This is a genomic window from Carnobacterium sp. 1290_CSPC, assembly GCF_001053265.1.
Lineage (GTDB): Bacteria > Bacillota > Bacilli > Lactobacillales > Aerococcaceae > Aerococcus > Aerococcus urinaeequi.
The window spans coordinates 1-2,546 of the sequence record NZ_JVVG01000094.1 but is presented as its reverse complement, the minus strand read 5'-3'; the positions used below and the strand labels follow the sequence as shown (position 1 = coordinate 2,546).

Genomic DNA, 2,546 nt, shown 5'->3' with positions numbered 1-2,546 from the left:
CAATTTCTGGTTACGGTAACCAACCGGTGTCTCGTAGCCAAGTGTACCGTGCAACCGAAGCAGTAACAGAAGAAATAAGGGCGCCCAGTTCTATCAAATCTAGCGTTGAGGTGGCTTCTGTGGTTACCGATACGAAAGAAAGTAAAGAAAATGAAGAAGTATATTCAGAGTCGGTAGTTCCTTCAGGTGCTTCTGAAAGTGCCGAACCCCAACCGTCGGTATATTTTGATGGCTATGCATTAATCGAAGTATATGGAGGGGAATTGTCAGGATATCGTGCAGCAAATGTAGTCGTTGATATCGGTTTTGGTGACAGGGAATACTGGGCCTACACAAATGAATTTGGGCAATTGGTTCGGGTTGTTGCAGCAGAAATCATTTTGCAAGATGATGCCACTGAACCGGTTAATTCCAACGGACGCTATTACGATGACGAAGCAAACGTTTCGGGTACAGAGAATTCAAATCTTGATCAAGGGCACGTCATCGCCGACTCCTTAGGGGGTGTGTCCAATGCCTATAATATTACTCCACAAGACAGTGTGCTGAACCGTCACGGGGATCAGGCTTATATGGAACGAAACATTGTGCAAGCAGGTGGGGCTACTAATTTTGAGGCTATCATTACCTATCCAGATACAACTACACAGGTTCCAAGTTCTTATAAATACACGTATAAGATTAATGGGTACCAAGTAGTAGATGAATTCCAAAATATTAACCCAGATGAATACAACGCAGCACAAGGGCTAACAAGAGAAGATAGCTCACCTTCTGGCAGTTCCGGAATAGCAACATTCGCTGCACCCACCGAGACTGCTGGAGGAGATGTATCTGCTGTAGATACGAACGGCAATGGCCAAGTCACGATCCAAGAAGCAAAAAATGCAGGGTACGCTATGCCCATTTATAGTGATCATTGGTTGTATCCGTACATGGATGACCGAGATGGGGATAGACAAGTCGGCGAATAGCTGTTAGAAATCTCATAAAATAACTCATACGTAGTCGGTAAAAATCAGTGCATTGCGAGTCAGTTTCTAAAAATTATAATCCACTAAGTATAACCTTATATTTTTTAGCTATACTATCGCCCTTGCAAAGGTTATCTTTTGACTTTTTCTGAGAGGTTTCATAAAGTTAGAGAAAAGTAATTCATGTGAATAACTACGATGTTTGTTCTATTAAAAACAAGGAGGTTACACCATGGACAAGATTATGATCACCGGCGCAAGCGGTAACATAGGCAAAGTCTTAGTAAACCATCTTAAAAAGAGTTACGAGTTGACTTTGGTGGATATCAATTTCTATGACGTTAGACCGGAGCTTTTGAAGGGCACTATCGTCAAAGAGCTCGACTTGACCGTTAGCGAAAATTGGGAGGGTCTATTAGAAGGAATCGACTATGTTATCCACTTAGCGGGTAATCCTTCCCCCAATGCTGCGTTTGATGATTCATTGATTGAAATGAATTACAAGATGCCTTACTATTTATTCAAAGAAGCCTCAAAGAACGAGAACTTCGTTAAGCGGATTATCTTTGCAAGCTCTATTCATGCTGTAAATGCCTATCCGAAAAATGTGCAAGTGTCTGTCGATGATCCAGTCCGGCCAGGAGATCTGTACGGTGTCTCAAAAGTCTACCAAGAAAGCCTTGCCAGCTATTTCGCCTTTATAGAAGGGCAAGAATCAATTGGCATTCGTATTGGTAATTTCAATGAAAACCTTCATGACCCGATTGTTGATGAATCCGGGCTGTCCGAATACCTTTCCCCGCGAGACCTTTGCCACCTAGTTGAATGCGCTATCAGGGTTACGCTGACTGAACCGTTTTTATTGGTTAATGGGTTGTCGAATAATAGATTCCCGCGTCTAGACATTTCACAGGCAGGGACAGCCATCAGTTACCAGCCACGTGATGATGCCTTTGCACTGCAGGGCTTCTTTACTGACGAAAATAGAGATTAATTCTATCAAATTCTCCAAAAAAGAGCGCTGCTGTATATAAGAATCCATATTTCACTTGTTAAGTTTACTACGTATTGAGGGGGACCTTATGGGAGAAGTTATAGAAGGACTTTATGCAACGTCGGAAGATGCTAGCCTTGCTATTGAGCGGCTTAAGAATCAAGGTTTTTCCTCTTCTGATATAACGGTTATAGCAAACGCAGATATATATGGTAATTTTAGTGACATAGTAGATGCAGATGTAACTATACACTCTCGTACAAAGAAAGATATTGAAGATTCTATATGGGAAAAAGTTAAAGGGATTTTTGTAAAAATGAATCAAAAGAAAGAAGCAAGTGACTTCACAGGTTCCACACAGACGGAAACAAAGCCACTATTCTCTTTTAATAAAGAAATTAATGCGGGAGCTGTAGTAATCTTAGTAAACGAGGAGGCTGACAATACTATAAATAAATGACAACTTAAATAATGAAATGGCAACAGTTTTTTTGACAAATTTTATAAGGTGCAGAACTTCTTTCCGTATGCTATTCCGATTGTCCTTGACAATGAGCCTCCTCGGATGTGACGATCTT

General features: G+C 41.1%; 3 protein-coding genes. All 3 read left to right on the top strand.

All coding sequences use genetic code 11. The annotated features are described in order from the left end of the window. Nucleotides 1–974 (top strand): DNA/RNA non-specific endonuclease (locus tag AC973_RS08375; RefSeq protein WP_349675144.1); only part of this gene is annotated, 974 nt, incomplete at its 5' end. A gap of 232 nt (nucleotides 975–1,206) precedes the next feature. Then, a complete protein-coding gene (locus tag AC973_RS08370; RefSeq protein WP_048729538.1) occupies nucleotides 1,207–1,968 on the top strand; it encodes an NAD-dependent epimerase/dehydratase family protein in 762 nt (253 codons plus the stop codon). Between the two features lie 88 nt (nucleotides 1,969–2,056). After that, nucleotides 2,057–2,428 carry a general stress protein gene (locus AC973_RS08365; RefSeq protein ID WP_048729536.1) on the top strand — a complete coding sequence of 124 codons (372 nt, stop codon included), beginning with the start codon at nucleotides 2,057–2,059 and terminating at the stop codon, nucleotides 2,426–2,428. Nucleotides 2,429–2,546: the final 118 nt, after the last annotated feature.